The organism is Luteimonas abyssi, from assembly GCF_001482195.1.
In the GTDB taxonomy this organism is placed as follows: domain Bacteria; phylum Pseudomonadota; class Gammaproteobacteria; order Xanthomonadales; family Xanthomonadaceae; genus Luteimonas; species Luteimonas abyssi.
Window position 1 is genome coordinate 3,571,559 of sequence record NZ_KQ759763.1, and the last position, 26,245, is coordinate 3,597,803.

The window sequence follows — 26,245 nt, forward strand, 5'->3', positions numbered from 1 at the left end:
ACGGGGGCATGCACGGCGTCCTGCCGCCGGAGCCCGGTATCCGTGCGGACCGCACAGGCCTGCCCACGTCGCATCACGCGCGCCGCCGCGCCTCACGTTCCCCGTGGCTTCGCCCGATGGGTGGCCGTGGCGTTCCATGGATCGTCCGGCCACGGGTGCCGCGGGTACCGGCCTTTCATTTCCTTGCGCACCTCCGGGTAGGTCCGCTCCCAGAACCCGCGCAGATCGCCGGTCACCTGCAGCGGCCGGCCGGCCGGCGAGAGCAGGTGCAGGGTCAGCAGCACCCGACCGTCGGCGATGCGCGGGGTGTCGGCCAGGCCGAACAGCTCCTGCAGCTTCACCGCCAGGACCGGCGGCTCCGGCGCGCCGTCCGCATCGAACGCGTAGTCGATCCGACGCTCCAGTCCCGACGGCACCTGGATCCGGGTCGGCGCCAGCCGGTCGATGCGCTGCCGCAGCGCCCAGTCCACCGGCGTCCTGAGTGCCTCGCCCAGGGCGTCCTCGGCCAGCGCATCCAGGCGGGTCTTGCCGACGAACGCGGGCAGCAACCAGTCGTCGAGCCTGGCGAGCAGGGCCGCATCGCCCAGGTCGGGCAGGCCGAGTTCCGGCATCCAGGTGCGCAGGCAGATCGCACGGGCGCGCCACTGCCGCAGGCCCTCGGTCCACGGCAACGCCTCCAGCCCGATCCCGCGCACCGCGTCGGTCAGCGCGTGCGCGGCCTGGGCCGGGTCGACGCGTCCCGCCGGACGGCTGTCGAGCACGATCCGGTCGAACCGCGATTCCCGCCGGGCGACCAGCGCACGCTTGCCTTCGTCCCAGACCGCACCCTCGTGCTCGACGAAACGCCCGGCGAATGCACGTCGCAGGTGGGCCTCGTCCACCGGCGCGCCACGCAGCAGCATGGCGTCGCCCCGGGGCTGGTGCCGCAGTTCGACGGCGACCAGCCACGGTTCGCCGCGCAGGGTGCTGTCGTCGAACAGGCGCACCGTCCGGCCGTTGGCCAGTTGGTAGCGCAGCGGATCGACGGGATGGCGGGCGCCGATCCGGTCGGGCCAGGCATGGGCGAGCAGATCGCCGAGCGCATGCGCCTCGATCGCCTCCGGTGGCATCACCTGCGCACCGATCCGGCGCCGCCACTGCCGGGACGCGGCGTCGATCGCGGCCAGGGCACCGCGCCCGGCATCGGCGGGTGTCCGGCCGGACCGGGACGCCGCCAGCGCGCGCCAGCGCTCCGCGAGGGCATCGGAACGGCTGCGCAGCGGATCGCGCGCATCCACCAGCGCGGCCAGATCGGCGGCGAGCGCCCGCTCGGCATCGCCATCGGCGGCCAGCAGCATCGCGGCCACGCGCGGATGTGCGCCGAGCGCGAGCATCCGGCGTCCGGCGGCGGTGATCGTACCGGCCTCGGTCAGCGCCCCGAGCCGCACCAGCAATTCGCGGGCGGCGGCCATCGCGCCGGGCGGCGGGGGATCGGGAAACCGCACGACATCGCTGCCCCAGGCCGCCAGCTCCAGGGCCAGGCCGGCCAGTTCGACCTGGGCGATTTCCGCCCGCCGCTGCGGCTCCAGCCGGTGCGATTCGGACCACAGCCGGTACGCCCAGCCTTCGGCCACACGACCGGCGCGACCGGCCCGCTGGTCGGCCGAGGCCTGGGCAATCGTCACCGTCTCCAGCCGCGAGAAGCCGCTGTTGGGATCGTAGCGGGGCTCGCGCGCCAGGCCGGCATCGATCACCACGCGCACCCCGGGCAAGGTCACCGAGGACTCGGCGACGTTGGTCGCCAGCACCACACGCCGGGTGCCGTCGGCGGCCGGCCGCAGCACCCGTGTCTGTTGTTCCACCGGCAGCTCGCCGTGCAGCGCCAGCAGTTCGGCGTCGATCCCCGCCGCATCGAGCGCCGCCTGCGTCCGCGCGATCTCGCGCCGACCCGGCAGGAACACCAACACGTCGCCGGGATGCGCGGCCAGCGCCTGGGTGACCGCGCGTCGCACCTGTGCTTCCAGCGCCTCGTCGCGCCGCGGCGGCAGATGCGCCACGGCGACGGGGAAGCTTCGCCCCGCGCTCGACAAGCGCGGCGCATCGAGCCACTGCGCCAGCCGTTCGCCGTCGAGCGTGGCCGACATCACCACGACGCGCAGGTCCTCGCGCAACTGCGCCTGCACGTCGAGCGCCAGCGCGAGGCCGAGGTCGCCGGCCAGGTGGCGCTCGTGGAACTCGTCGAACAGCAATGCGCCGACGCCTTCCAGCATCGGGTCGTCCTGCAGCATGCGGGTCAGGATGCCTTCGGTGACGACCTCGATGCGGGTGCGCGCGGATACCCGGCGCTCGAAGCGGATGCGATAGCCGACGGTCTCGCCGACGTCCTCGCCCAGAGCCGTCGCCATGAACGTCGCCGCGCTGCGCGCGGCGACCCGACGCGGTTCGAGCATCACGATCCGCCCGCCGTCCAGCCAGTCCGCGTCCAGCAGTGCGAGCGGCACGCGCGTGGTCTTGCCGGCGCCCGGCGGCGCCTCCAGCACCAGCCGCGGATGCGTGGCGAGGCTGGCCTGGATGTCGGGCAACAGCGCATCGATGGGGAATGACGACTCGGTCATCGCGTCATTGTAGAAAATGCCGGATGCATCGCATCGCTATCGCGTGCGTCGGTGCGCGCCCCCACGACAGTCCCGCAACGCACCTTCCACATCAGGCATCGACCGGTACAGATGCAAGCGGGCAAATGCGCTGCCGTGATCACCGAGGTCGCAGGTACCCGCCCTGTTCTCAGAGGGACAATCAGCAACGGGATGTTCGCCCTGCGGACAGTTCATGCTGGCGACATCGATATCGAGGGCCCGGCGGTCTTTCTCCAGATCCGTGTTTTCGGCATCGGCCACCAGATACGCTTCGGTGCAACGTCCCTGCGAAGGCGCGTGACAGGCGAACACGAGCACGGCGCGTTCCGGCCGTTCCGTGGCAGTCCCCACATCGTGTCCTGCCAATGTCGGCGTGCAGGCCAGGCAGACGAAGAACGCGGCAGCGGAGGAAATGCGAGCCAAGGCGAAAGCCTTCTTCAGAACGAGGCCTATCGGAGTATGCATCAGATTTCCACGAGGCAGCCGCGGTCGACGCCCTTACAATGCGTACTGTCCCTTGCGATCCCATACGACAGATGCAGCTCGTCGACATCGGCGCCAACCTGACCCACGACAGTTTCGACCGCGATCGCGACGCGGTGCTCGCCCGCGCACGCGACGCCGGGGTGTCGCAACTGGTGATCACCGGCGCCAGCCGCGAGCACTCGCCCAAGGCGCTCGCCCTGGCGCAGGCGCATCCGGGCCTGCTGTACGCGACGGCGGGCGTGCACCCGCATCATGCGGTCGAGTACACCGAGGAATGCGATGCCGAAATGCGCGCGCTGCATGCGCACCCGGAGGTGGTGGCGGTGGGCGAATGCGGGCTCGACTACTTCCGCGATTTCTCCCCGCGTCCGGCCCAGCACAAGGCGTTCGAGCGCCAGCTGCAGCTCGCTGCCGACCTGGCCACGGCGGGTACCCCGAAGCCGCTGTTCCTGCACCAGCGCGATGCGCACGACGACTTCATGGCGATCATGCGCGGCTTCGAGGGCCGGATCGGCCCTGCGGTGGTGCATTGCTTCACCGGCACCCGGGCGGAACTGTTCGATTACCTCGACCGCGACTGGTACGTCGGCATCACCGGCTGGCTGTGCGACGAGCGCCGCGGCAAGCACCTGCGCGAGCTGGTGCCGCACATCCCGGCCGAGCGCCTGATGGTCGAGACCGACGCACCCTATCTGCTGCCGCGCTCGCTGACGCCGATGCCGAAGGACCGCCGCAACGAGCCGGCGTTCCTGCCGCACATCGTCGCCGAGCTCGCGCGCGATCGCGGCGAACCTGTCGACACGACAGCGGCCGCCACCACGCATGCGGCGCGCGCGTTCTTCGGATTGCCCTCACCGGCCTGACGCCCCGCCTCGCACCTGCTTTCGCGTGGCGGCGGCGGTGACCCTCGGTCAACGCGCCGGCATCTGCTCCAGCTGCCGGCAAGCATCGGCACGGTCCTGCGCGGACAGGGCTGCGAGCTTCGCACGAGCGTCCATGTACGCCGCCTCGAACACCTGCTCGAACCGCGCTTCGGACAAGCCCATCTGTACCGCGAGGCCGCGCTGCTGCGTCTTCGACTCGGCGAGCTGGGCCTCGGTGTAGTCGCTGTCGCAGGTCTCGGCGGCCGCCTGCATGGCGCCGCCGGCCTGTACCAGCTGTTGCGCGGCAGGATTGGCGACCGCTCCGAACGCGGTGGCGCCGACCAGCAGCAGGCAGGTGATCAGCAGTCGTCGGGTCCGGGTCGTCATGGGTCTCTCCTGGTGACATCGAGAACACGCAGCGGCATCGGCGCGGCATTGCGCCTGCCGGATGCCGGCGGTCGGGTCGCACGGGCCGGACCGCCTAGCCGGACGCGCGCGCGTCCGTCTGTTCGAATCGTCTGCGGACGCGTCAGCCCGCCTGCGTTTCCATCTGCTCGGCCATCTGCCTGAGGGCTTCCATTTCCTCGCAGCCGCGGGCGAGATCGTCGGCCGACATCGCCGCCACGTCGCGCCGGGCCTCGGCGTAGGCGTCCCGGTAGGTGACCTGGAAGGCATCCGGATCGATGCCCTGCGCTTCGAATTCGCGACGCTGTTGCGCGTTGAACTCGATCGGCTCGCCTTCGATGCCTTCGCAGCGCTCCATCAGCGCCTGCATGCCCGCGCCCATGCGCGCGCCCATCAGGGCCGGATCGTCGACCTCGGGACCGGCCCCGGTGCCGGCGGGCGCGTCGGCTGCCCGGTCGGCCGCATCTTCGGCGTCCGTGGTCTGCGGTGCAGGCGCGTCGGTATCGGTGTTGCCGCCGCAGGCGGCCAAGGCGATGGCGAACAACGGGGCGAGCCAGACGGCCGGATGGCGCAGCGCGCGGGACGGAACACGAGACATGGACATCTCCAGAAAGGACAAAAGGGAACGACGGCGCTTGCGGCCATACAAGGCGACCCGCTTGCGGACCGCGCTCACGGACGTGCCGGCATCGCCCGGCACGTGCGGAGGCGACGACCGCCGGCCTGGGCGCGGATGTCGCGCCTCATGATCGCCCGCTCCGGAGCCCGCATCGCACAGGACCGTAGCACAGGGCCTGCGACGCGTGTTCAGCTGCGCAGGCCGATGCCCCGCCGCAACAAGGTCAGCGCCACTGCCGACAGGGTCACCACGAACCCGAGCATCAACGCGTAGGCGATCCACAGCGGCACGTCCGAATCGCCGAGCAGGCCGTAGCGGAACGCGTTGACCATGTAGAAGATCGGATTGCCGTAGGTCATCGCCTGCGCCCACCCCGGCAGCAGGGTGACCGAATAGAACACGCCGCCCAGATAGGTCAGCGGGGTCAGGATGAAGGTCGGCACGATCGCGACGTCGTCGAACTTCTTCGCGTACACGGCGTTGATGAAGCCGGCCAGCGAGAAGATCGTCGCGCCCAGCAGCACCGTGGTGAAGGTCACCAGCGGATGCGGGATGCGCACGTGGGTGAACAGCATCGCGATGCCGAGCACGATCACGCCCACGGCCATGCCGCGCGCCACGGCGCCGGCGACGTAGCCCCACAGCACCACCCAGTTCGGCATCGGGCTGACCAGCAGCTCTTCCACGTGGCGGCCGAACTTGGCGCCGAAGAAGCTCGACGAGATGTTGCCGTAACTGTTCTGGATGACGCTCATCATCACCAGGCCGGGGACGATGAAATCCATGTAGGACACGCCGCCCATCTCGCCGATGCGCGAGCCGATCAGACCGCCGAAGATCAGGAAATACAGCGTCATCGTGATCGCCGGCGGCACCAGGGTCTGGCCCCAGATGCGCAGGATGCGGGTGACCTCGCGGCGCACGATGGTGCCCAGCGCGACCCAGTGCGCGCGCCACGGCGACGGCGAAGACGACGGCTCCGGAGACACGGCGCTCATGCGGTGCGCTCGGCGTGGTGGGCGGTCAGGCGCACGAAGAGTTCCTCCAGCCGGTTGCTCTGGGTGCGCATCGAGCGCACCCGGATGCCGGCGGTGTCGAGCTGCGCGAACACGCGGTTGAGATCCATCGAACGCGGCATTTCCAGGTCCAGGGTGTGATCGTCGCGGGCGAGCAGTTTCACGCCCTCCAGGGCCGGCAGCGCGGCCGGCAGCGCGCCGTCGATGTCGAGCACGAAACCTTCGACGTCGAGCTGGGCCAGCAGGGTGCGGATCGCGCCCTGCTCGACGATGCGGCCGTGGTCGATGATCGCCATGTTGCGGCACAGCGCCTCGGCTTCCTCGAGGTAATGCGTGGTCAGGATGATGGTGGTGCCGGCGGCGTTGATCTCGCGCAGCGCCTGCCACATACCGCGGCGGATCTCGATGTCGACGCCCGCGGTGGGTTCGTCGAGGATCAGCAGCTTCGGCCGGGTCATCATCGCCCGGGCGATCATCAACCGCCGCTTCATCCCGCCCGACAACGTGCGCGACATCACCTGCGCCTTGTTCCACAGATGCGCGGCGCGCAGTTCCTCCTCCGCGCGCGCCTGGGCCTCGCCCCGCGGAACCCCGTAGAAGCCCGCGTAGTTGACCAGAATGTCGAAGGGCTTTTCGAACAGGTTGAAATTGATTTCCTGCGGCACCAGCCCGATCAGGCGCATCGCCTCGCCACGGCGGGCGGTCAGGTCGGTGCCGAACACCTCGACCGTGCCCGAGGTCTTGTTGACCAGCGAGGACACGATGCCGATCAGGGTGCTCTTGCCCGCCCCGTTGGGGCCGAGCAGCGCGTAGAAATCGCCAGGGGCGACCTCGAGCGACACGCCCTTGAGCGCCTCGACGCCGCCGGCGTAGGTCTTGCGCAGATCGCGCAGGGAAAGTGCGGAGGCGGGCGCCGCCGCGTCGGATGGCTGCATGTGAACGTCCCGGCCGCAGGCCGCGCGGCGATCCCGCTAGTATAGGCGGCTGCCCGGGGATGGCCGTGCGATGCAGTGTTGCGCGCCGGCCCGATGTGCCGGGCCACGTCCGGCCCCACATCGGCCGATGTCTCTTCTACCCCGCGGTGACGCCACCGCGCACGACGACGGTTCCGCCTTGGCCATCCAGCATTTTCCCCTCACCCTCACCGGCCGCCGCATGCTGGCGCCGAGCGTGGCCCATCTCACGTTCGAGCACGGCGACGGCCAGCCGGTCGCGTTCCTGCCCGGGCAGTTCGTGCAGATCCACTTCCAGTACGCCGACGGCACCGCCACCAAACGCAGTTATTCGCTGGCGACCATCCATGCACCCGATGCGCCGCCCGGCACCGCGGTCGAGGTCGCGGTGAGCTACGTGCCCGGCGGCGCGGCGACCGCGCTGTTCGAAGGCCTGGCGATCGGCGACCGGGTGGACGCCAGCGGCCCGTTCGGGCGCTTCTGCCTGATGCCGCAGGACAGCAACCGCCGTTACCTGCTGATCGGCACCGGTACCGGTGTCACACCCTACCGCGCGATGCTGCCGCTGCTGGAACGGCAGATCGCCGAGCGCGGGATCGAGGTGGTGCTGCTGTTCGGTGCGCGCACGCCGGATGAACTGCTCTACGGCGACGAGTTCCGCGCGTTCGCGGAAGCGCATCCCGCGTTCCGCTTCGTGCCCTGCTTCTCGCGCGAGCTGCCCGCACCCGGCTCCGCGCACGACCACCCGGATGTCCGCCACGGCTATGTGCAGCAGTTCCTGGCGGAGTTCGCACCGCAGGCCGAGGGCGACATCGCCTATCTGTGCGGCAATCCCAACATGGTCGATGCCTGCTTCGAGGCGCTGAAGGACCACGGTCTGCCGGTACCGCAGATCCGCCGCGAGAAGTACGTCAGCTCCAAGTAGGCCGGCGCGCCGCCGGGCGCGGCTGATCGCCGCGCGGCGCGCGCATCGCGAGGGCGGTGCCATGTTCCAGGATCGCCTGGACCGGCTCGACGCACGGCTGGCGGAAGGACTTCAGCCGGGCGCGACGCCTCCAACGGATCGAATCTGAGCGAAAAGCGTTGTCGCAACGTGCGAACGCGCGCCTCATCATGCGGTACCGTCCCCGCAGGGGCACGCCGGTCTGTCGGACAGCCGCGCGAGGCGGTCACAGACGGCTCACGGCGCGCGTCTGGATGTGTCGGACCAGGGGGTGCGGGCGATCGGGAGGCCGCGACGACGCCGGCTCGCGGCCGGTCTTCCGGAGCGCCCGATTTTTCGACGCCGCCATCGAATCGATTTTTCTGTACGAGGACCCGTGATGAACACCAGATCGCTGTGGGTGGCCCTGTGCACCGCCGCCCTGCTGGCCGGCTGCGGCGGCGAGCGCGAACCGAATGCCGGAGCGCGGTTCGGCGCCCTTGCGCTGGCGCCGTGTTCCGCCGGCGAGGGCGCCATGCGGGTGGAAGCGATGTGCGGTCGGCTCGACGTGCCCGAGGATCGCGACGCACCCGACGCGCGGACCCTCGCGCTCAACATCGCCGTGCTGCCGGCGCGCAACCAGGCCGGGCTGGAGCCGGTGTTCTTCCTCGCCGGCGGCCCGGGCCAGGCCGCCACCGCGTATGCGGGACACATCGACGCCGCACTGCGCGAGGTGCGGCGTTCGCGTGACATCGTGCTGGTGGATCAGCGCGGCACCGGCGATTCCAATCCGCTGGACTGTGTGGATGCCGACGGCGCGCCGCTGCCGTCCGACCCCGAACAGATGCAGGACGTCGCCGCGATCGAAGCCTATGCCGCCGCTTGCCTGGCCGGCCTTCGGGATCGCGCGGATCCGCGCCACTACACCACCGCCGCCGCCGTGGCCGATCTCGACGCGGTCCGCGCCGCACTCGGCGTCGACACCGTGAACCTGATCGGCGCCTCGTACGGCACCCGGGTCGCGCAGCAGTACGCGATGCGGCATCCCGACCGCACGCGCACCGTGGTGCTCGACGGCGTCGCCCCGAACGACCTGATCGTCGGCGCGGAGTTCGCCCGGACCTTCGAGGACGCGCTCGGCCTGCAGGCCGCCCAGTGCGCGCGCAGCGCGCCGTGTGCGGCGCGCTTTCCGGTCGATGCGCCGACCCGGCTGCGCGAGGTCATGACGCGACTCGACAGCGACCCGGTGGAGGTCGAGTACCGCGATGCCAGCAGCGGCGCGAGCGCGCGCGGCACGGTGACCGCCGATACGGTCACCAGCCTGGCGTTCCTGTTCTCCTACGCGCCGGAAACCGCATCGCTGCTGCCGCTGATGCTCGACGAGGCCGGCCAGGGTCGCTACGGCGCGTTGATGGCACTGACCCAGATGACCAGTCAGCAGGTGGCGGGCGGCATGACCCGCGGCATGCAGTGGTCGGTGCTGTGTACGGAAGACGCGCCCCGCTACCGGCCCGACCAGGCCGAGGCGGACACCACCATCCTCACCGGAGAAGTCGCGCGCATGTTCTTCGCCGCCTGCGCGGTGTGGCCGCGCGGCGACGCCGACGCGAATGCGACCGATGCGTTCGCCGGCACCCAGCCGGTGCTGCTGCTGTCGGGCGAACTCGATCCGGTGACTCCGCCGGCCTACGGCGAGCGCGTGGCCGAGCAACTGCCCAACGGCCGACATCTGGTACTGCGTGGCCAGGGCCACGGCACCCTGCCGGTGGGCTGCATGCCGAAACTGCTGGCGCGCTTCGTCGAAACCGCCGACGTCGACGCGCTGGACACCGGCTGCCTGGACGCGCTGCGCGAGGTCCCGCCGTTCACCAGTTTCAACGGCTGGGACCCCTGACCGGTGCGCCGGCATTCGATCTCCCGCCACGCGCGCCCTCTTTCCGCGACCGGACTCACCCCATGATCATCGCCAGACAACTGCACAAGGCGTTCAAGACCCGCACCGGCACCGTGCAGGCGGTCGACGGCGTCGATTTCGTCGCCGAGGACGGCCGCATCACCGGCCTGCTCGGACCCAACGGCGCCGGCAAGACCACCACGCTGCGCATGCTCTACACGCTGATGCGCCCGGACCGCGGCGAGATCGAGGTCGACGGCATCCAGGCCGCGGAGGATCCCGCCGGTGTGCGCCGCATCCTCGGCGTGTTGCCCGACGCACGCGGCGTCTACAAGCGCCTGACCGCCCGCGAGAACATCGCCTACTTCGGCGAACTGCACGGCCTGTCGCGCGCGCAGATCGGCGAACGCACCGCACAGCTGTCGGCGGCGCTGGACATGGACGACATCCTCGACCGCCGTACCGAAGGCTTCAGCCAGGGTCAACGCACCAAGACCGCGATCGCGCGCGCGCTGGTGCACGATCCCCGCAACGTGATCCTGGACGAGCCCACCAACGGGCTCGACGTGATGACCACCCGCGCGATGCGCGAGTTCCTGTTCCGTCTGCGCGACGAGGGTCGCTGCGTGGTGTTCTCCAGCCACATCATGCAGGAGGTGGCCGCGCTGTGCGATCGCATCGTGATCGTCGCCCAGGGCCGCGTGGTCGCCGACGGAACGCCCGACGAACTGCGCGCGCGCTTCGGCGAGGACAACCTGGAAGATGCCTTCGTCCGTGCGATCGGCTCCGAGGAGGGACTGCTGGCATGAAGACCCTGTCGTCCGTGTTCGCGGTGATGCGCAAGGAACTGCGCGACATCTCGCGCGACCGCCGCACGCTGGCCATCGCGCTGCTGCTGGGGCCGCTGCTGTATCCGATGTTCATGTTCGGCATGTCGGCGCTGGCCGAGCAGCGGGTGCGCACCGAGATGGACCGCACCCTGGAGATTCCGGTCATCGGCGCCGAACGTGCACCCAGCCTGATGGCGTTCCTGGCCAGCCACGGCATCGAAGCGGTGGCGCCGCCCGACGATCTGGAGGCGGAGATCGCCGCCCAGCGCATCGACGTCGCGCTGGAGATCGCGCCCGATTTCGACCGCGCCTGGCGCGCCGGTCATGCGGCCGGCGTGGATATCGTCAGCGACAGCACCCGGCGCAATGCCGAGGTGCCGACGATGCGGCTGCGCACCGCGCTCGATGCCTACGGGCAGCAGGTCGGCGCGCTGCGCCTGGTCGCGCGCGGAATCGATCCCGGCGTGGTGCGCCCACTCGGGGTGGGCACGCGCGATCTCGCCAGCGAGGAGGCCAAGCGCAGCCTGGTCCTGTCGTTCGTGCTGCCGTATCTGCTGATCCTGTCGGCATTTCTGGGCGGCGTGTATCTGATCATCGACGCCACCGCCGGCGAGCGCGAGCGGCAGTCGCTGGAACCGTTGCTGGCCACGCCGGCCTCGCGTGGCGCCATCGTCAGCGGCAAGATGGCCGCGGCCTGCGTGCTGGGACTGGTCTCGCTGCTGCTGATCCTGCTCGCGTTCAAGGCCAGCGCGCAGCTTGCCGGCGACACCGCACGCATGCTCGACGTGCGCTGGGCGGCCATCGGCAAGCTGTTGCTGATCCTGCTGCCGATGCTGGTCATCGGCACCGGCCTGTTCACCGTGCTCGCCGCTGCCGCCAAGAGCGTCAAGGAAGCGCAGAGCCACATGACCTGGCTGATGCTGCTGCCGATGGTGCCGACGTTCGTGCTGATGGTGAATCCAGTCAAGACCGAGCTGTGGCAGTTCGCGGTGCCGTTCCTGGCCCAGAACCAGTTGATCCTGAAGGTCATCCGCGCCGAGATCATCGCCCCCGACATCTGGGCGGTCTATCTGCTCGCATCGCTGGCGCTGGCCGCGCTGCTGTGGGGGGTGGCGGTGCGACGGTACGGCCAGGAGCGCCTGGCGATCTCGGGCTGACCGTCAGTCACGCCGCGCCACGCGCGGTGTTGGCCTCGCCGAGAACGGAAAAGGCCCGGCATCCGCCGGGCCTTTTCTTCGCCTCCGCACCGCTCCCGGGTCATCACCCGCCGGGCGTGAACCCGATGGTCCGGCGCGTGGTGATCGGCGCGTCGACCGGCTCGAACCGCCAGCGCCTGACCGCGAGAATCGCCTCGCGATCGAACACCCGGGGCGGATCGGCTCGTACCACGCGGACGTTGTCCACCGATCCGTCCAGGGCGACGGTGAACTCCACCATGACCTCGCCGGACTGGCCGCTGCGCAACGCGTCCTGCGGGTAACGCGGCGCAGGCGTGCTGATCGGGCGCAGGTCAGCGGCACTGGGGGCGACGAAGGCCGGTGTCGACGGCTGCGCCGCGCGGGCCGCCGCCTCGCGTTGTTCCGCCGCCTGCCGATCGGCCGCCTGACGTTCCGCGGCGGCGCGCGCCTCGCTCTCGCGCGCCGCCTGCGCCTGGGCATCGCGCTCGGCCTGGGCCTGTTGCGCGGCCAGATCGCGCGCGGCCTGCTCCTGTTGCTCCTGCTGCTGGCGCGCGCGATCGGCCTCGAGCTGGCGGCGGCGTTCGGCCTCCTGTTCCGCGCTCAGGGCCTGCTGCTCCACGCGCGTCTCGCTGGCCTGCTGCGCGGTCTCGATGCTCGTGGCCAGACGACCGACCGCCGGGTGGTTCGGATCGGTGCGCTGGATCAGCGCCTGCAGGCGACGCGCCTCCTCGAAGTCGTCGCGATCGCGTGCCTGCTCGGTGGCGATGACCGTCATCGGCAACAGGTCGGTCAGCGCACTCGATGCGCCCGCATCACCGGGCACCTTCTCGCGCAACGCGAGGTAATACTCCAGTGCGTTGTCGCCGGGCGGCGCGTACAGCCGGCTTTCCTGGTACGCCCGCGATGCCGCGGCGCGCAGTTCGTCGGCACTCAGCGTCGCCACCGCGTCCGATGCCGGCGCGTCCGTCGTCGCGGGTGCCCCCGCATCCTGTCCGGCCGGCGACTGCGCATCGCCTGCCGGTGTCGGATCGTTCGAACACGCCGCCAACGCGCAGGCCATCCCCATGGCCCACAGCGCCCGACCCCATCTCATGTTCCCCTTGGACATCGCCACCATCGTCATCCCCCTGAAGTGCGAGCGCACCGCCGCGTAAGTCCGCGTCAGCGGGCGCGATTTGTCAACCGTCGCGACACGGGGCTCGCCAATCTGAATGCGCGCCTCGCCGTCCACGGGCACGGATTGTGATGCGGATCGAGACGCAACGCCAACGCCGGCGCGTCACTTGCCGATGCAGAAGGTGGAGAAGATGCGCCCGAGCAGATCGTCCGGGGTGATCCGCCCGGTGATCTCGCCCAGCGCGTCGTGGGCGTGACGCAAGGCTTCGGCGGCCAGCTCGAGGCGCTCGTGCGCGAGTTCGGCGGTCGCCTGCTCGAGGGCACGCCGCGCCTCGTCGAGCGCGTCGACATGCCGCGCGCGCGCAGTGAACGCACTCTCCCCGGATGCCGGTGCGGCGCCGAGCACGGTCTCGAGATGCGCACGCAGCGCAGCGAGTCCCGCGCCCGTGCGCGCGGAGACGCGCAACGGTTCGCGCACATCGGTCGAACGGTCGTCCTCGACGCCGGACGCCAGCAGATCGCACTTGTTGTGCAGCACCAGCCGTTGCGGCACCGCGGCCACCGCATCCGCCACTGCGGCGAGACCGTGTTCGGGATCGCGGGCGTCCACCACCACCAGCGCGAGATCGGCCCGGGTCAGCTCGTCTCGGGCCCGGCGCATGCCTTCGCGCTCGATGGTGTCGCCGCTCGCGCGCAGGCCTGCGGTGTCGACCAGGGTGATCTCGATGCCGCCGACCACGACCGCTTCGCGCAACAGGTCGCGGGTGGTGCCGGCCACATCGGTGACGATGGCGCGCTCCTCGCCGGCGAGCGCATTGAGCAGCGAGCTCTTGCCCGCGTTCGGCGGCCCCGCGATCACCACGTGCCAGCCGTCGCGCAGCTTCCGGCCGCGCGCCGCCGCCGCCAGCAGTGTCTCCAAGGCATCGCGGGCCGCGGCGAGATCGGCGGTCAGCCGGGCGCCACCCAGGGTTTCGATGGGTTCGTCGGCGAAATCGATCGCGGCTTCGACCTGGACGCGGATCGCGAGCAACGCGGCCGCCAACGCCTCGACCCGGGTCGAGAACACGCCGTCGAGCGATCGCCGGGCCGCCCGCGCAGCACGCAGATCCGCCGCGGCGATCAGATCGGCAACCGCCTCGGCCTGGGTCAGATCGAGGCGGCCGTTCAGAAAGGCACGCTCGGAAAATTCGCCGGGCCGCGCACGGCGCGCACCCAGCGCCACGACGCGATCGACCAGCGCGCGCAGCACCGGCGGACTGCCGTGGGCCTGCAACTCGACGACGTCTTCGCCGGTATAGCTGGCCGGCGCACGGAACCAGAGCGCCAGCCCGTCGTCGACGGTGTCGCCGGCCGTATCGGCGAAACGCACATGGTGGGCATGGCGAGGCCGCAGTTCACGTCCGCACACCGCCTCGGCGATGCGGCGGGCGCGCGGCCCGGACAGTCTCACCACGCCGATGCCGCCTGCCCCGGATGCGGTGGCGATGGCGGCGATGGTGTCGTCTTCGGAATGCATCGGCCGAAGTGTCGCAGAAGTGCCGGCGGCGGCCCACTCCCCGGCCCTGCCCGACACGAACGCATTCGACCCGCGCAGCGTCGCGGCGGGCGGGGCCACGCCGCCGCGCAGACCCGCACCCGGCCGGACGTGCGTCCTCAGCCGGTTTCTTCGCCCGTCACCAGGATCTCGACGCGACGGTCGGGCTTCAGACATTCGATCAGCGCCGCACGCGCCATGCCGTCGGCGCAGTCGCGGGTGACGGGCTGGGACTTGCCGCGCCCTTCGGAGGCGATGCTCGCCGCAGGTACGCCGTGCTCCACGAGCACGGTACGGACCGTGGCCGCCCGGCGCTCCGAGAGCCGCTGATTGGCCTGCTCGCCGCCGATCCTGTCGGTATGTCCGACCACCCGCACGTTCGCACGGCGCGCGGCCGCCAGGCGAGCGCCCAGTGCCGCCAGCTCGGCTTCGCCGTGCGGGAGGATGTCGCCACGACCGTAACGGGCGAAGGCGAACAGCGTATCGGTCTGCACATCGAAACGGGACGCGCCCGGCGCCATCGCGGCGGCCGCGGGCGGGGTGCGGGCGGCGACCAGATCCGCGCACGACGCCGGTGCCCAGTGGAAGCTCTGGCCTCGCTGTTCGTCGTCGAAGATCACCTTGTACTGGCAGGTGGTCGTGCCGGTGTCGGTCCGGACATGGAACAGGTAATCCCACTCCCGCACGCCGAACAGGCCTTCGCGAAAATGCGGGCGTCCCAGCGCCTGGTAGAGCTGATCCTTGGTGACGCCCGGACCGATCGCCCGCAGGTCTTCGAGGTTCGGAAACGTGCCGCCCTTCAGCACGATCCGGTCGGGATCCGGGAACACGACCGCCCCGGCGCGGCCCTCCGGCGTGATGTCCTTGCTGACATGGCGCGTGCCGCAGGCGGTCAAGAGCAGGGCACTGACGATGCACAGACCGTAGGCGGTCCGGCGGGCGATGGCGGTAGCGGTGTTCATGGTCGGTGGTTCCTTGAATTGGTGGTGGCCGTGGAAAACCATGCGGATTCCATTCAATCGGCGTCGTGCTCCGGATTCGGCAGCAGCAGGTGACGCAGGGTGCGTTCGAGCGATGATTTCGCCAGGATGTGCAGGACCCGCATCTCGGCCCGGCTGTCCGCCTCGATCGTCAGCGTGATGTCGCCGTAGATCGTGGCCACCGTGCGTTGGGTGCGGAGGGTGCCGTCCCCCGTCGGGATCTCTTCCATGGATCTGCTCCGTCGCGAATCGGACGCGGAGCGCCCGCAGGCGCTCCGCGTCCAGCCGGTCACCACTGGATCCCCGCGCCCACCGAGAAGCCCCAGTCGCGTGCGGTGTTGCCGCTGGCCTGCGCGCGGTAGACGTAGCGGCCGTTGTCGGTGATGCCCGACAGGCCCACGGCCATGCCGTACTCGCTCTGGTAGCCGCCGACGCCCACTGCCAGCATGCTCTTGCCCGGCAGGTAGGCCTGCGGCAGGCCGGCCATCGCCATCGCCGAAGCGGTCGCCCCGCGGTAACCGCGCTCCATCGTCCACATGTCTTCCTGGATCTGCCCGATACGCGAGTCGGTGTACAGGTTCGATTGGGTGATGGCGTGGTCGACACCGGCGTTGAGCTGGTTGACGTTGACCGCATCGGTGCCGGCCCGGCCCGGCGCCACACCGCTGATGGTGCGACCGCCGACGTTGACCTCGCCGGTGGAGCTGCTGTTGCCGACGTACGCACCTTCGTAGCTGGCCTGTGCGCCCACCGTGGTGGCCGAGCCCTGTCCCAGTGCCACGCTGTTGGCATGGCTCGCGGTGGCGCCCTGTCCGATCGCGGTGCTGTTGTCGCCGCTGGCCACCGCCTGGTTGCCGATCGCCGTGCTGTTGTCGCCGCTGGCCCGTGCGCCATTGCCGCCGGCCGATGCGTTGCTGCCGGTCGGCGTCGGTGCGACGTAGGTTTCGCCCTGCTTGACCTGGAACGCGCCGGAGGCGCCGTTCTCGATATCGGTGACCCGGCCGTCGAACTCGTCGATGGTGACCGTGATGTTCTCGACCGTTCCTTCGATGTCCGTCACCCGGCCGTCGATGCTGGTGATGTCGCCGCGGATGTCGGTGATGTCGCCTTCGATGTTGGTCACCCGGCCGTCGATCTCGTCGATCCGGGTGTTGACCTGACCGATCTGCGAGTCGGTGTACGCGTTGGACGTCTCCACCGCGTTCTGCACACCCGCCTGGAGCTGGCTGACGTTCACCGCATCGGTGTCGGCGGAGCCGGCCGCCACGCCAGTGATCTGGCGTCCGCCGACGTTGACCTCGCCGGTCGAGCTGCTGGTGCCGACGAACGCGCCGTCGTAGCCCGTCTGCGCACCCACGGTGGTCGCCGATCCCGCGCCCAGCGCGATGCTGTTGGCGTGGCTGGCGACGGCGCCGGCCCCGATCGCCATGCTGTTGAGCGCCGCCGCCTGGGCATCCGCACCGACCGCCACGGCGCCTTCGTCGGAGGCGATCGCACCGCGGCCCAGCGCGATGGCGTCGTCGCCCTCGGCTTCGGCATCCTTGCCCGCGGCGATCGCGTCCTCGCCCGTCGCACCGTCGTTGTCGAAGTTGCCGCCGCCGGTGGAGTTGACGCTGTAGTAGCGCGTGCGGTTGGCGTCGATGGCGTCGGTCACCTGGCCGACGGTGGCCGCATCCGAGTCGGCCTGGCCATCCGCGACGTTGGTGATGCGATTGCCACCGGCATCGATCCCGCCGACGGTGATGCTCGGCCCGCCGACGATGGTCAGGCCGTCGTTGGTAATCGACGTGGCGCCGATGGCCACACTCCCGTCGGCGCCGAGATCGATGTCCTTGTTGAGCTTGATCTCCAGGGTGTCGTCGCCGTTGGCGACCACGCCGATGTTGCCGTCCGTCAGCGCGGCCTCGTCGGTCGCGCCACCCACCAGGTTCACCGTCTGGCCCAGCTGACGCTCCACGTTCGTGCCCGCGTCGCCGGCGAAGGTCAGGGGCGTGTCGGCGAGCTCGCCGATCGAATCGTCGACGTAGTTCTTGTTGACGATATGGGTGCCGTCGGTGATCGGCCCGTCGTAGCGCGCGCCGCCGGCATCGACGGTGAAGCTGTCGCCGAGCTGGGTGGTGCCGGTGGTGGTCAGGTTGGTCGTGGTCACGCTGTCGCCGTCGATCACCGTGTCGCCGACGGTGATGCTGCCGGCGACGTTCAGATCGTCGGCCAGATCGAAGGTCACGTCGTTGCTGTCGTCGGCCTTGGTGACCACGATGTTGCCGTCGGCGTTGTTGAGATCGACGTCGTTGCCGGTCGCGCTGTTGACGCCGACATTGGTGCCGTTCGCGCCTTGCGCGCTCACGTTCCAGCCGGCGTTGGCGATGTCGCTCACGTCGTTGAGCTGGTTCATGTTGGCCGCGTCGGTACCGGCGACGCCGGGTGCGACGTTGCCGATCACCAGCCCGCCCGCGTCGATGCCGGCGTTGGTGATGCTGGGGCCACCGACGATGGTCAGGCCGTCGTTGGTGATCGACGTGTCGCCGACGTTGACGCTGCCGGCGACGTTCAGATCGTCGGCCAGGTCGAAGGTCACGTCGTTGCTGTCGCCGGCCTTGCTGACCACGATGTTGCCGTCGGCGTTGTTGAGGTCGACATCGTTGCCGGTCGCGCTGTTGACGCCGACGTTGGTGCCGTTCGCGCCCTGCGCGCTCACGTTCCAGCCGGCGTTGGCGATGTCGGCCACGTCGTTGAGCTGGTTCATGTTGGCCGCGTCGGTACCGGCGACGCCCGGTGCGACGTTGCTGATCACCAGCCCGCCCGCGTCGATGCCGGCGTTGGTGATGCTGGGGCCACCGACGATGGTCAGGCCGTCGTTGCTGATCGACGTGTCGCCGATGGCGAGACTGCCGTCGTCGCCGAGGTCGATGTCCTTGTTGAGCTTGATCTCCAGGGTGTCGGTGCCGTTGGCGACCACGCCGATGTTGCCGTCCGTCAGCGCGGCCTCGTCGGTCGCGCCACCCACCAGGTTCACCGTCTGGCCCAGCTGACGCTCCACGTTCGTGCCCGCGTCGCCGGCGAAGGTCAGGGGCGTGTCGGCGAGCTCGCCGATCGAATCGTCGACGTAGTTCTTGTTGACGATATGGGTGCCGTCGGTGATCGGCCCGTCGTAGCGCGCGCCGCCGGCATCGACGGTGAAGCTGTCGCCGAGCTGGGTGGTGCCGGTGGTGGTCAGGTTGGTCGTGGTCACGCTGTCGCCGTCGATCACCGTGTCGCCGACGGTGATGCTGCCGGCGACGTTCAGATCGTCGGCCAGATCGAAGGTCACGTCGTTGCTGTCGTCGGCCTTGGTGACCACGATGTTGCCGTCGGCGTTGTTGAGATCGACGTCGTTGCCGGTCGCGCTGTTGACGCCGACATTGGTGCCGTTCGCGCCTTGCGCGCTCACGTTCCAGCCGGCGTTGGCGATGTCGCTCACGTCGTTGAGCTGGTTCATGTTGGCCGCGTCGGTACCGGCGACGCCGGGTGCGACGTTGCCGATCACCAGCCCGCCCGCGTCGATGCCGGCGTTGGTGATGCTGGGGCCACCGACGATGGTCAGGCCGTCGTTGGTGATCGACGTGTCGCCGACGTTGACGCTGCCGGCGACGTTCAGATCGTCGGCCAGGTCGAAGGTCACGTCGTTGCTGTCGCCGGCCTTGCTGACCACGATGTTGCCGTCGGCGTTGTTGAGGTCGACATCGTTGCCGGTCGCGCTGTTGACGCCGACGTTGGTGCCGTTCGCGCCCTGCGCGCTCACGTTCCAGCCGGCGTTGGCGATGTCGGCCACGTCGTTGAGCTGGTTCATGTTGGCCGCGTCGGTACCGGCGACGCCCGGTGCGACGTTGCTGATCACCAGCCCGCCCGCGTCGATGCCGGCGTTGGTGATGCTGGGGCCACCGACGATGGTCAGGCCGTCGTTGCTGATCGACGTGTCGCCGATGGCGAGACTGCCGTCGTCGCCGAGGTCGATGTCCTTGTTGAGCTTGATCTCCAGGGTGTCGGTGCCGTTGGCGACCACGCCGATGTTGCCGTCCGTCAGCGCGGTCTCGTCGGCGGCACCGCCCACCAGGTTCACCGTCTCGCCCAGCTGGCGGTCGACATTGGTGCCGGCATCGCCGGCGAACGTCAGCGGCGTATCCGCCAGGGCGGTCACCGAATCGTCGACGTAGGACTTGTTGACGATGTGGGTGGCGTCGGTGATCGGCCCGTCGTAGCGCGCGCCGCCGGCATCGACGGTGAAGCTGTCGCCGAGCTGGGTGGTGCCGGTGGTGGTCAGGTTGGTCGTGGTCACGCTGTCGCCGTCGATCACCGTGTCGCCGACGGTGATGCTGCCGGCGACGTTAAGATCGTCGGCCAGGTCGAAGGTGACGTCGTTGCTGTCGTCGGCCTTGCTGACCACGATGTTGCCGTCGGCGTTGTTGAGATCGACATCGTTGCCGGTCGCGCTGTTGACGCCGACATTGGTGCCGTTCGCGCCCTGCGCGCTCACGTTCCAGCCCGCGTTGGCATCCCCGTTGAGCTGATCCAGCGCGCTCTGCACGCTGGTGTGGCCGGTGCCGTTCACGGTCAGGCCCGTGGTCACGGCGCCCGTGCCCGGGTCATAGCTCGACGTGCCTCCGAACCCGTTGGCGACGCTCACGCCCAGTGCGTTCACGTCCTGCGCCACCCCGTCGACCGCCTGGTTGGTGGCGTGCAACTGCGATCCGTTGATGGCATCGGTGCTGGTCGCGTTGATGCGGCCGGCGCCGACGTTGGTGATCGTGCGCGTCAGGCTGGCATTGCCGACGCTGACCGTCGCCGTCGGGGTCGCACCCGCGAACGTGTAGGTGGTTCCGGCGATCACGGTGTTCGGCGTCGCGACGACCGCGGCGGTCTGCGAACCGGCGCCGAGGGCGACGGCCGACTGGTGCGAGACGATCGCCGACGTGCCGATTGCGGTGCCCGAGGTCGCCGCGGCGGCGACGTTCGACTGGCTGCCGAACGCCACCGATCCGGTGCTGAGCGCACTGGCGCTGTTACCCAGCGCCGTCGCCGAATCCAGCAATGCACGGGCGTTGCGACCCATCGCGATCGTGTTCGCGGCACTCGCCCTGGCACCGCCGCCGATGGCGATGGCATCGGCGGCCGTCGACTGCGCGCCGCTTAAGGCATTCGCACCGATCGCCACCGAACCGATGCCGGTCGAGCGCACGGCATCGGCTGCGGCCAAGGGCGTCGTAGCGTTCTGCATGGCCCCACCGAGGGCGACCGCATTCTGGCCGAGCGCGGCCGCCTGCTCGCCCATCGCGACCGCGCCGGCGGCCGTCGCCTGGGCCGAGGAGCCGATCGCGGTCGTGCTCACGCCGGTGGCGGTGGTCTGCGCACCCAGCGCCAGCGCGTTGGCGCCGGTGGCCTGGGTTCCCCGGGTGGCGCCGCCGCCGATGGCGATGGCGTCGCTGCCGTCTGCACGGGTCTGTTGGGCGATCAAGGTGCTGTTCCATGTCGACGAGCGTGTGCCGATCGCGACCGCGCGGGTGCCCTGCGCATGCGCGCCAGCGCCCATCGCGATGCTCGACCCGCCTTGCGCGTACGAGCCCGAGCCGATACCGATCGCTTCGGTGCCGGTCGCCGCGCTCTGGCGGCCGAGGGCGATCGCGCGGGTGCCGGTCGCGGTCGCATGCGCGCCCACGGCGACACCTGCATTGGCGGCATTGGCGTTCGCGCCCAGCGCGGTCGATCCGAAGACACCGGTGCTGGTCGCCCGGGCGTTGGCGCCGATGGCGGTTCCGCCGTTTCCGGCGCCGTTGCCGTTGCCGGAAAATGCGTTGAACCCGACGGCGACGGCACAGCTCGTATCGTTGTCGTTGTAGTTCGGAATGCCCGGATTGTTCTGGTTGGCCCACGCGCCCTGGCAGGCTTCGGCCACGGCGCCGGTGCCGGCCTGGTACGACACCGCCTGGACGGGCGAAACGGCCAGCATCGCGAGTCCCAGTACGCCCAGCGCCGGGCCGCCGCGATGGACACGGGTGACAGCACCGGGGCCGGCGCCGCGGTCGCCTGATGCGAACTCCGATGCGACGACCAGCTGCCTGAGGGTCCGGTTCCAGACTTTCTTGAAAATCCTGTTCATGGCGAGGTCCTTGTGATGATGTTGGATCGCAGCGAGCGAGCGCGGAATGTGTGGGCGATGGCGAACGGATCGACATCGCCGTCATGGCCGGTCGGCCGGGTCGCTTCGGGGGGGGAGCGACGCCGGCCCGGAGAAAGGCCACCTCTCCGCCGGACCGCGGCCATCGGGCGATGCGGTTCCGTTACCAGGCCCCAGCATCGGCAACCGGACATTTCGACGGCAGGGGGCGACCGCGAACCCAGCGTTCGCGTTACACGAACGGGTCGACGTCCGGGCAGGCGCGAAGGCGACGGCCGTCGGGTTCGACGGCATCGACGTTCGCGAGCGTGGTCCGCGTGAGAAGACGCGGTCCCCGCGACACGGTTGCCGGCGCCATGCGATGCGTCGCGGCGGTCTCCTGGGCGGCCGCCTCGGCCGCGCCCCGACCTCGCCGCGGGGGGAGACGGTCCGCTGTCGCGGACCGGACCGTTATGCCGGCATCACGCCGACCGGAACTCCGACGAGAGAAGACCGATGCGTTCCTGCAGAAAGGTCAGCAGGGCCCGCACTTTCTTCGAGTTGCGACGGCTCGGCGTATACAACGCGGCCAACGTGCGCTGCGCACCACCGTGCCCGACCAGGACCGGCGTCAGGCGTCCGGCCGCGATCGCGTCGGTCACCAGGCAGTCGGGCTGCAGGGTGATGCCGAGTCCTGCTTCGGCCGCTTGGATCAGCCGGTCGGCGCTGGTGCTGCGCAAGCGTTCGCGGACGCGGAAGAAGTGGCTCTGGCCGTCCACCGACAACTCCCAGCCGCCTCGCGTGTCCCGCCAGGCATCCAGCAGACCGTCGTGATCGGCGAGCATGCGCAGCGATGTCGGTGCACCGTACGTGGCGAGATAATCCGGGGAGGCGCAGAGGATTTCCTGGCATTCGCGCAGCGGGAGGCACACCCAGCCTTCCTCGTCGCCCTGGAGGAGGCGGATGGCGACATCGGGATCGGAGCCGTCCTCCGCGGAGGGGCTGGCGACCACGATGTCGAGCACGATCTGCGGATACGCCGCGGCGAACGCATGCAAGAAGGGCGCGAGCCGACGCGCCAGCACGTCGTTGCCCAGCTTCACGCGCAGTCGCCCGCGAATCAGGTTGTGGAAGCTGGCGACGAAATCGCTGGCCGCGTCCACGGATTCGAGAATCCGCACGCATTTGGCGTAGTAGACCGCGCCCACCTCGGTGGTGCGGATGCCGCGGGCGACGCGCTCGAGCAGCACCGCACCCAGCCGCTGTTCGAGCACGCTCACCCTGCGGCTGAGCACCGACTTGGTGGTGCCCAGGCGGCGGGCGGCCTCGGTGAATCCACCGGATTCGACCACGATGGCGAAGGCCTGGAGATCGGCGAGCTCGATGTCCACCTTCATCCGCATGTCGCTCCGACGTGGCGGATCGTCCGCATCCGATCAGGAAGCGCCGGCGATCGGAACGGATGCACCGAACGGCAACCGGAACCAGATCTCGAAGCCGCCGTCCTGGCGCTCGACCAGTTCCAGCCGGCCGTGCATCTGCATCAGGACCGCGCGGCTGATCGCCAGCCCGAGGTGCGCGCCGGGCGTCGCGGCGGTGATCAATTCGCCGAAGCAGTCCTCGTCGAAGCCGCCGGGCTCGCATCCGATTTCGATATCCAGATGACGCCGGACGGCGTCCGGCGACAACGTCACCACCAGGGTGCCTGACGACAGGCCCTCCAGCGCGCGCACGATCAGGTTGATCAGCACCAGCCGGAGCGCGATGTCGTCGAGCGTCACCCGCACCGGCGGCGCCGGCGCGCGGACGTCGAGCACGACGCCCTGCATCCTCGCCTGGAGCTGAAACGTGTCCTGGATGAAGGCCGCGATGGACTGGGTATCGAAGATGTCCGAACGCACCGTGCTGGGATCGCCGAACGCGATCAGGCCGTTCATGCACATGGCATCGAGCCGGATCGCCGCATGCCGGATCGCCGCGATCGAATGCAGCAGGGTCTCGTCCGACCCGACCCCGCTCTCGAGCACGCGCGCCTGGCCCAGCACCTCCACCAGCGGACCGCGCATGTCCCCGATCACGGCGGCCAGCGCGCTCATGCCCTGATAGCGCGGCATCGTCGCCGCGGACATCTGGTGCGTCGCGGGTAGCCGACGGCGCGTGCGATCGCGTTCCAGCGCCACGTCGTAGCCCACCTGCTGACGGTGACGCAGGGTCCGCATCAGGTCGCTGGCGTCGAGCAGCACGAAATGGCGGGTCTCGTCCTCGGCGACGATGTGGATATCGACGAAGCGGTTCTCCGCGATCTCCAGCGCCGGGACGATATCGGGCGGATCACCGTCGCCGACCAGGAGATCGAGCAGCCGCTGGATCGTCTGCGCCTGACCGCCGGCCTCGTCGCAGAAGCGTTCCAGGTCGCCCACGATGTCGAGGACCTCGCCGTGTGCATCCACGGTCACGACGACCGGTGCGCCCAGGCCGACATCGGGGCGGGAACGCCTGTCCTTCACCACACCGCCTTGCCCAACGCCACCAGCGCGTCCTCGATGCCGTGGCCGGTCTTGGCGCTCGAACTGAAGACCTGGTGCTGCAACGTCAGCGCCTCCATCCGGGCCGGCGGAATTTCCCAGCGAGCGGCGAGATCGCATTTGTTGAGCAGCAGCATCGTCGGAAGTTCACGATCCAGCAGGCGGCAGGCCTGATCCCGCAAGGCGAGTGCGGTATCGAGAGTATCGTTACGGGTCCCATCCGCGACGAGCAACAGCCCGTGCGATCCCGTCAGATAGCTTGCCCGGACTTGATCGATGGCGCCAGCCCCCGCGATGTCCCACAGCACCATCCGCATCGTGCGCCCGGGCTCGGGCTCGAAGGTCTTGCTGTCGACGCGCACGCCGATGGTGGTCAGATAGCCTTCGGAAAAGGTGTTGCGGACCGCACGGGTGACGATGCTGGTCTTTCCGACGGCGAACTCGCCGAGCGTGCAGATCTTGCGGGTGGTCACATTCGCGTTCGCTTTCATGCGCCTACGGCTCCACGGGAAAAGGGGAAATCAGCAGGGCCGCCGAGCGCGATCGCCCGCGATAGGGCAACGTGCCCAGTCGCTGGCGATCGACGACGACCACCGATGGCGCGTGGAGGTCGGCCATGACCTCCGTCGCCAACCATTCCGCACGTCGTTCGCGCAGATGGCGGTTCAACGCATATCCCCCCAACTCGTCCGTGTATCCCACGGCTTCCATCCGGAAACCGATTCTTTGTGGTGTTGCGATCGCCTGGAGCTCCTGCAGCCGCGACACCAGCTGCTCCAGACGGTCTTCCATACCGGTCGCCGGTACGACCGTGCCGCTGTCAAACCCGATGCCGAGTGCTTCGACGCCGGCAATGCCGGCTTCGATGTCGTCCTGCCGCGGATAACGCGTTCCGGACAGATCCAGTGCCGTGACCCCCGGCGGCGGTGCCGCAGTCTGCAGGCGGTGCCGGGTCGCGAACGTGATGTCGCCGCGCAGCGGCAGCCTGCCTTCGGCGTCGGGCGTGCCGACGACCTCCAGCGGCAGCGCCAGCATCCGCGCCGCCCGACGCCGGACCACGTCCGGATCGAGCGACAGATAGGGCGACAGGACCCACCGTGCCTCGACGTCCGGAAACGTCCGGGTCACGAGTCTGCGCGGATCCGGTGCGTCCGGATCCAGCAATCCGCGGACATCGACGGCGTTGCGCGCCCGGCGGTCGAAGGCCACGACCTGCAGGCCCGGAACCGACGCCAGCGCCTCGCGCATCGCCTCGGCCCGCATCGACCAGCGGACCCCGGTGGCGACGTAGGCGGCCAGCGCCGCGAACACGACACCGATCAGCAGCCACGCGGCCCAGCGCCGTCGGCCGGCAGCCGGACCGACACGCGCGGCGGCGCCGTTGAGTCGGGCGAGATGGTCCGGTTCGAGAGTCCGGACCGGGCGGTCCACATCGGCGAGTGCGCGGCCATGCTGCGCGTGCAGGGCCTCGTTGACTTCATCCAGGCGCGCGCCGAAGTCTCCCGTCGGAACCCCACGGACGAAGGCCACCATCCAGGCCGTCGGACCGTGACTGACCACCAGCCGGTAATCGCCGACCTGGGCATGTCCGATGCCGGGCCGCGCACCGCCGACGGCCACCGACTCGCGGACGAACTGGTTGATCGCCGCGAACATGCCGGCGACCGCGTCCGCGTCGAGTTCGGGCAAGTCGTCCGCGGTCACATGTCCCAGCAGCAGGCCGGAGTCGGGACAAATCAGGAACAGATGCTCGACCTGGTAGCGCGTGGTGTGGCGCAGCGCGACCTGGGCATACGGCACGCCCAGGCGCCACGCGTCCCAGCGCCAGCGCAGCGCGCGCAGGGAGAACGCCGAACGCATGGTGCCGTCGAGATCGTCGGCCAGTTGCTGGAACGTCTCGGCCAGCGAGCGTCTGATCGCGGCACCGATCACCGGATACACCGCGCCGATCACCGCCTGCGGTCGCCGTGCGACCGCCTGCTCGAACGAGTCGACCATCAAGTCCGCGAGCGATCGGGCCAGGCGCGAATCCGGCGCGTCGCGGATGTCCGCGGCCAGTCGGTCGGGCACCCGATCCAGTGCCTGGTCCAGGCGCTGGATCTCCAGATCGACGCCGCGCAGGCGCGTCTGTTCGGGCGCGCTCAACAGCTCGCGAAGGCGGTCGTAGTCGCCGCGCACG

General features: G+C 69.9%; 20 protein-coding genes. 5 read left to right on the forward strand and 15 right to left on the reverse strand.

Translation table 11 applies throughout. The features are described from left to right. Positions 1 to 92: 92 nt before the first annotated feature. A complete protein-coding gene (hrpB, locus tag RG19_RS15380) occupies positions 93 to 2,594 on the reverse strand; it encodes an ATP-dependent helicase HrpB (protein WP_058836039.1) in 2,502 nt (833 codons plus the stop codon). A 36-nt stretch (positions 2,595 to 2,630) separates the two neighbouring features. Then, complete coding sequence (locus RG19_RS17725; RefSeq protein ID WP_157515295.1) at positions 2,631 to 3,080, reverse strand: hypothetical protein; 450 nt, start codon at positions 3,078 to 3,080, stop codon at positions 2,631 to 2,633. A gap of 71 nt (positions 3,081 to 3,151) precedes the next feature. Between RG19_RS17725 and RG19_RS15385 the strand changes: the two genes are divergently transcribed. Next, on the forward strand, positions 3,152 to 3,964 hold the full coding sequence (locus tag RG19_RS15385) for a TatD family hydrolase (protein ID WP_058836040.1): 813 nt from the start codon (positions 3,152 to 3,154) through the stop codon (positions 3,962 to 3,964). 48 nt (positions 3,965 to 4,012) lie between these two features. Here RG19_RS15385 and RG19_RS15390 read toward each other — a convergent pair whose 3' ends face one another. The 4 genes from RG19_RS15390 to RG19_RS15405 form a co-directional block, all read right to left on the reverse strand. Further along, complete coding sequence (locus RG19_RS15390; protein WP_058836041.1) at positions 4,013 to 4,351, reverse strand: hypothetical protein; 339 nt, start codon at positions 4,349 to 4,351, stop codon at positions 4,013 to 4,015. Between the two features lie 142 nt (positions 4,352 to 4,493). Beyond that, entirely contained in the window at positions 4,494 to 4,967 is a 474-nt protein-coding gene (locus tag RG19_RS15395; RefSeq protein ID WP_157515296.1) for a hypothetical protein, read from the reverse strand. Positions 4,968 to 5,176: 209 nt separating this feature from the next. Continuing rightward, entirely contained in the window at positions 5,177 to 5,986 is an 810-nt protein-coding gene (locus RG19_RS15400) for an ABC transporter permease (protein ID WP_058836043.1), read from the reverse strand. Beyond that, the gene (locus tag RG19_RS15405; RefSeq protein WP_058836044.1) at positions 5,983 to 6,939 is read right to left on the reverse strand and encodes an ABC transporter ATP-binding protein; all 957 of its coding nucleotides are present in this window, start codon (positions 6,937 to 6,939) and stop codon (positions 5,983 to 5,985) included. The genes RG19_RS15400 and RG19_RS15405 overlap by 4 nt, the downstream gene beginning before the upstream one ends. Before the next feature lie 127 nt (positions 6,940 to 7,066). Here RG19_RS15405 and RG19_RS15410 point away from each other — a divergent pair, with 127 nt between their 5' ends. The 4 genes from RG19_RS15410 to RG19_RS15425 all read left to right on the forward strand — a co-directional run bounded on the left by RG19_RS15410 (position 7,067) and on the right by RG19_RS15425 (position 11,760). After that, positions 7,067 to 7,882: an FAD-binding oxidoreductase gene (locus tag RG19_RS15410; protein WP_082672716.1), complete on the forward strand. Its 816-nt coding sequence runs from the start codon at positions 7,067 to 7,069 to the stop codon at positions 7,880 to 7,882. Between the two features lie 397 nt (positions 7,883 to 8,279). Continuing rightward, entirely contained in the window at positions 8,280 to 9,773 is a 1,494-nt protein-coding gene (locus RG19_RS15415; RefSeq protein WP_058836046.1) for an alpha/beta hydrolase, read from the forward strand. 62 nt (positions 9,774 to 9,835) lie between these two features. Further along, positions 9,836 to 10,582: an ABC transporter ATP-binding protein gene (locus RG19_RS15420; RefSeq protein ID WP_058836047.1), complete on the forward strand. Its 747-nt coding sequence runs from the start codon at positions 9,836 to 9,838 to the stop codon at positions 10,580 to 10,582. Beyond that, the gene (locus RG19_RS15425; protein ID WP_058836048.1) at positions 10,579 to 11,760 is read left to right on the forward strand and encodes an ABC transporter permease; all 1,182 of its coding nucleotides are present in this window, start codon (positions 10,579 to 10,581) and stop codon (positions 11,758 to 11,760) included. Before RG19_RS15420 ends, RG19_RS15425 begins: the two co-directional genes overlap by 4 nt. 103 nt (positions 11,761 to 11,863) lie before the next feature. Here the strand turns inward: RG19_RS15425 and RG19_RS15430 are convergent, their stop codons facing one another. From RG19_RS15430 to RG19_RS15470, 9 genes are all read right to left on the reverse strand, one after another. Next, a complete protein-coding gene (locus RG19_RS15430; RefSeq protein ID WP_082672855.1) occupies positions 11,864 to 12,898 on the reverse strand; it encodes an energy transducer TonB in 1,035 nt (344 codons plus the stop codon). A gap of 162 nt (positions 12,899 to 13,060) precedes the next feature. Further along, complete coding sequence (gene mnmE, locus RG19_RS15435; protein WP_058836050.1) at positions 13,061 to 14,413, reverse strand: tRNA uridine-5-carboxymethylaminomethyl(34) synthesis GTPase MnmE; 1,353 nt, start codon at positions 14,411 to 14,413, stop codon at positions 13,061 to 13,063. A 137-nt stretch (positions 14,414 to 14,550) separates the two neighbouring features. Next, positions 14,551 to 15,393 carry an OmpA family protein gene (locus tag RG19_RS15440; RefSeq protein WP_058836669.1) on the reverse strand — a complete coding sequence of 281 codons (843 nt, stop codon included), beginning with the start codon at positions 15,391 to 15,393 and terminating at the stop codon, positions 14,551 to 14,553. A 53-nt stretch (positions 15,394 to 15,446) separates the two neighbouring features. Next, on the reverse strand, positions 15,447 to 15,641 hold the full coding sequence (locus RG19_RS15445; RefSeq protein ID WP_058836051.1) for a hypothetical protein: 195 nt from the start codon (positions 15,639 to 15,641) through the stop codon (positions 15,447 to 15,449). A 59-nt stretch (positions 15,642 to 15,700) separates the two neighbouring features. Further along, positions 15,701 to 21,544 carry a YadA-like family protein gene (locus tag RG19_RS15450; protein ID WP_058836052.1) on the reverse strand — a complete coding sequence of 1,948 codons (5,844 nt, stop codon included), beginning with the start codon at positions 21,542 to 21,544 and terminating at the stop codon, positions 15,701 to 15,703. A gap of 479 nt (positions 21,545 to 22,023) precedes the next feature. Beyond that, complete coding sequence (locus RG19_RS15455) at positions 22,024 to 22,944, reverse strand: LysR family transcriptional regulator (RefSeq protein WP_082672717.1); 921 nt, start codon at positions 22,942 to 22,944, stop codon at positions 22,024 to 22,026. A gap of 33 nt (positions 22,945 to 22,977) precedes the next feature. After that, the gene (locus tag RG19_RS15460; RefSeq protein ID WP_157515297.1) at positions 22,978 to 24,048 is read right to left on the reverse strand and encodes a sensor histidine kinase; all 1,071 of its coding nucleotides are present in this window, start codon (positions 24,046 to 24,048) and stop codon (positions 22,978 to 22,980) included. Next, positions 24,045 to 24,557: a Rab family GTPase gene (locus RG19_RS15465; protein WP_058836055.1), complete on the reverse strand. Its 513-nt coding sequence runs from the start codon at positions 24,555 to 24,557 to the stop codon at positions 24,045 to 24,047. The genes RG19_RS15460 and RG19_RS15465 overlap by 4 nt, the downstream gene beginning before the upstream one ends. 4 nt (positions 24,558 to 24,561) lie before the next feature. Next, positions 24,562 to 26,244, reverse strand: coding sequence for an OmpA family protein (locus RG19_RS15470; protein WP_058836056.1), 1,683 nt, complete (start codon positions 26,242 to 26,244; stop codon positions 24,562 to 24,564). Between the last annotated feature and the right edge of the window lies 1 nt (position 26,245).